Source organism: Nonomuraea corallina (genome assembly GCF_027620315.1).
GTDB lineage: Bacteria > Actinomycetota > Actinomycetes > Streptosporangiales > Streptosporangiaceae > Nonomuraea > Nonomuraea corallina.
The window spans coordinates 1-3,958 of the sequence record NZ_JAPNNL010000304.1; the positions used below are offsets into that span (position 1 = coordinate 1).

Annotated in this window: 3 protein-coding genes and 1 pseudogene; 2 read left to right on the top strand and 2 right to left on the bottom strand. The window is 74.0% G+C overall.

Annotation, left to right across the window (positions count from 1 at the left end; translation table 11 throughout):
• Positions 1-667: pseudogene (locus OUY22_RS36000) on the top strand (hypothetical protein); the annotation flags it as partial.
• Positions 668-704: 37 nt separating this feature from the next.
• On the top strand, positions 705-1,649 hold the full coding sequence (locus OUY22_RS36005) for a coiled-coil domain-containing protein (protein WP_270159795.1): 945 nt from the start codon (positions 705-707) through the stop codon (positions 1,647-1,649).
• 16 nt (positions 1,650-1,665) lie between these two features.
• Here OUY22_RS36005 and OUY22_RS36010 read toward each other — a convergent pair whose 3' ends face one another.
• Complete coding sequence (locus OUY22_RS36010) at positions 1,666-2,400, bottom strand: AfsR/SARP family transcriptional regulator (RefSeq protein ID WP_270159796.1); 735 nt, start codon at positions 2,398-2,400, stop codon at positions 1,666-1,668.
• Positions 2,401-2,581: 181 nt separating this feature from the next.
• Positions 2,582-3,958, bottom strand: a 1,377-nt coding sequence (locus tag OUY22_RS36015; protein WP_270159797.1) for a cation:proton antiporter, incomplete at its 5' end; no start/stop codon positions are given.

Genomic DNA, 3,958 nt, shown 5'->3' on the forward strand with positions numbered 1-3,958 from the left:
CTACGAGATGCGCATCATCGTGGTGGTCACCGTGGCCGCCGGGATCGGCTACGGGCTCGTGGGCGGCTTCCTGTGGCCGTACTTCATGCCGCTGGCCGGGGTGCTGGCCCTGTCGGTGGCGTGCAGCGAGGCGGCCAACCTCTTCGGGTTCGACGGCAGCGCCTACTGGCTGACGCTCACCACACCCGGCACGGAGCGCGCCGAGGTGCGCGGCCGGCAGCTCGGCTGGATGGCGGTCTTCGCGCCGATCGGCGTGGCCGTCTCCGCCGTGGTCATCCCCGCCACCGGCCCCGACGCCGAGATCGCCATCCCGTACGCGGTGGCGCTGCTCCCCGCCATGATCGGCATCGGCTCGGGGCTGGTGGTCCTGTTCTCGGTCATCGCGCCCTACCCGGTCGGGCTGGACAACCCCGTGCCGGGCACCGGCAAGTCGCTCGCCCCGCCGGTCCGGCGGCTGATGCTGCTCGCCCAGACGGCCTGCCTGGCGCCCACGGCGGGCGTGGTGGCGCTCGGCATGACGCTCGACTCGCCGGTGATCCAGTGGGGAGCGGGCATCGTGGCGGGCGTCGGCACCGGATGGCTGGGGGCGTGGCTGCTCGGGAAGATCGCGTACGAGCGGCTGTCGGAGCGCGGGCCGGAGATGCTGCTGCGGCTCAAACCCGTCTGACCCCGACCGGACCGACGCTCCGGAGCTAGGAGGGACCATGGGCACCGACCCCGTGGACGAGGACATCCGCCGGCACGCCGAGCGGGCGCACCGCAACGAGCGGCTCGCCCGGCGGCGGGAGGCGCTCACCGCCGAGATCGAGGAGGCCGAGGCCCGGCTCGCCGGGCTGGAGGAGGAGCGGGAGGCCGCGCGTTCGGACGTGGCCCGGCTGGAGGGCACCACGTTCGCCGCGTTCCTGGCCACGCTGACCGGCGGCAAGGAGGAGAAGCTGGCGCGCGAGCGGCTGGCCGCCGAGGCGGCCGGACGGCAGGCCGAGTCGGCGCGCAGCCGGCTGGAATGGCTGCGCGCCGACCTGGAAGGGCTGACGGCCGAGCTGGACGAGCTCGCCTCGGCCCCCGCCGACCTGGCCGCGGCGCTGGACCGCAAGGAGCGGCTGCTGCGCGAGAGCGGCGATCCTCGGGTGATGGCCGAGCTCGTCCCGCTCACCGACGACCTGGCCGGCGCCGGCGCCGAGCTGCGCGAGACCGAGGAGGCGCTGGCGGAGGGGGACAGGAGCCTGGAGGCGCTGGAGGCGGTCACGGCCGCTCTCGGCCGGGCCCGCGGCGCCTCCACGTTCGACCTCATCAGCCAGAACACCGTCGCCGGGTTCATCAAGCACGGGGAGCTGGGCAAGGCCGACGAGGCCGCCTGGCGGGCCCAGCGCGCCCTCGACGCCTTCGCCCGCGAGCTGGCCGACCTCGGCATCACCGCGAACCCGCGGCTGCCGGACGTCGAGGCGCCCTTCGCCGAGGTGTTCTTCAACCACATGGCGATCGACGCCCGGCGGCACCGCCGCGTCATGGAGACGCGCAAGGCGGTCGACTCCGTGGTGGAGTGGACGCGCGGGATGATGGAGGAGCTGCGCGGCCGTCAGGAGACGCTGCGCCGGCGCCACGAGGAGCTCCAGGAGCGCCGCCACCGCCTGCTGACCCCCGGCGGGTGAGGAGCACCGCAGGCGGTCAGCGCAGGGCGGGGACCACGGAGGAGGGCAGTGGGCCGATCTCGCCCTGCAGGATCTGCATGTGATAGCGCTGCAGCTCCTCGCCGGGCTCGAGGCCGAGCTCGCCGACCAGCCGCTGCCGCAGGTCGCGGAACTCCGCCAGCGCCTCCGCCGAGCGGCCGGTGCGGTGGTGGGCGATCATGAGCAGCAGCCGGATCCGCTCGCGCAGGGGGTACTTCACGGTCAGGGCGGCGAGCTCCCCGATGACCTCGGCGGGCCGGCCGAGGCCGATGAGGAGGGCGAGCCGGTCCTCCACGGCGGTGAAGTGGATCTCGGCGAGGCGCGCCCGCTCCGCCTCGGCGTAGGGTCCCACCGCGTCGGCGAGCGGCGTCGGCCCGTGCCACAGGTCCATGGCGTCGTCGAACCACTCCAGCGCTCCGCGCAGGTCGCCGGTCTCCATGCGCGCCCTGGCCCTGCACACGGCCCGGGTGAACGCCAGCGCGTCCACCTGGCAGGGCTCCAGCGCGAGCCGGTAGCCGGAGCTGCTCAGCATGAGGAACCGTGACGGCGCCCTGCGCGGGCGCTGCGGCTCCAGCAGCTGACGCAGCCGCGCGACGTAGGTGTAGATGCTGCTCTCCACGGTGGGAGGGGTCGTGAGACCCCAGAGCGCCTCGATGAGGTACTGCTTGCTCACCACCCGGTCGGCGTTCATGGCCAGGACCGCGAACAGGCTTCGTTGGAGTGGCGATCCCAACTCGATGTCGAAATCGGAAATCGAAACGCGAATCGGACCTAACGCTCGCACTCGCACCTGGACCGTCCTGACTGCTCAACGTTCAGCGTGCACGCGATGACACCTGTAAGTAAGAATATATGCGAAAAGTCGCTAGATTTCGGCGCGCCGGAACGCGGGCTTTTCTCGACGCGGCGTCGATTCATTTCGTGGCGCGGGAGGTCTGCCCCTCCGGCGCCGCGGGCGGCACGTCGTGCGGCACGGGCTCCGCGACGGGGTGACGCCGGGTGAGCAGGGTGTACGCCGGGCCGGTCAGCCCGGTGGTCACCAGTGCCATCACCACGAGGGCCGCGTACAGCGCAGGGGTGAGGATCCCGGCGGCGAAGCCCGCCTGAAGGACCACCAGCTCCGTCAGGCCCCGGGTGTTGAGCAGGACGCCGAGCAGCAGGCTGTCGGCGCGGGAGGCGCCGCCCATCCTCGCGCCGGCGTAGCCCCCGCCGACCTTGCCCGCGATGCCGAGGGCCACGCAGAGGGCGATCAGCGTCCAGCCGGCCGAGCCGAGCCCGGCGGCGAACACGGCGATGCCCGCCACCACGAAATAGACCGGAACCAGTCTGTGACCGACCCGAGCGACCGTCCCGACGGCCTGTGACCATGCTCCGATCTTTACAGGAATCGCCAATCCGATGAACACCGCGCCGAAAATGTCAGCGAATCCGAAGGTGCCCATGACGGCGGCGGCGGCCAGCGCGGCCCCCGCGACGACGACCGAGGCCGCCCGGGGGTGGCGGGCGACGGCCGCGGTGACCCGGGCGGCGGCGAGCAGCCGCCGGGCCAGCGCCGTCACGGCCAGACCGCCGGCGATCAGCAGCGCGAACCAGGGCAGGCTGCCCGGCCCGCCGTTCATCAGGCCGACGGCGAGGACGACCAGCAGCCACGCGCCGGCGTCGACGATCACCGCGACGGTCATGGAGATCCGGCCGATCCTGGTGCCGACCGCCGCCTTGTCGGCCAGGATCCTGGCGAGCACGGGCACCGCGGTGACGGTGAGCGAGGCGAGCAGGAAGACGGCCAGCGGGGCGGCGGGCGCGCCGCCCCGCACCGCCGGCTCCGCCGCGAGCAGGACGTAGGCGGCCAGGACGCCGCCTGCGGCGAGCGGCACGACGCCGGCCCCGACGGCGGTCCACGTCACCGTGCGGCCGTTCACCCGGACAGCGGCCGAGCGCAGCTCGTGGACCACGGCGACCAGGAAGAGGATCAGCCCGACGTGGCCGACCGCGCGGATCACGGCGAGCACCTGCGGGGGCAGCAGCGCCTGCGTGAGGTCGGGACCGGCGAGCGCGAGCAGGGCCGGGCCGCACACCATGCCGAGGACGATCTCCCCGATGACTTCGGGCTGGCGCAGCAGCCGGGCCAGCCACCGCCCGGCCTGGGCGGCCAGCAGCACCACCGCCAGGATGAGCGCGGCGTGCCCGAGCCAGGCCAGGACCGGGACCAGACCGGCGACCGGGGCGAGCGCCTCCGCCGCGGGCGCGGGCCGCGCCGCCAGGGCGTGACCCGGCCACGGGAGCGCCGCCCC

Coding starts and splice junctions, on each gene's coding strand:
- OUY22_RS36005 (WP_270159795.1), top strand. CDS start 705: ATGGGCACCGACCCCGTGGACGAGGACATCCGCCGGCACGCCGAGCGG.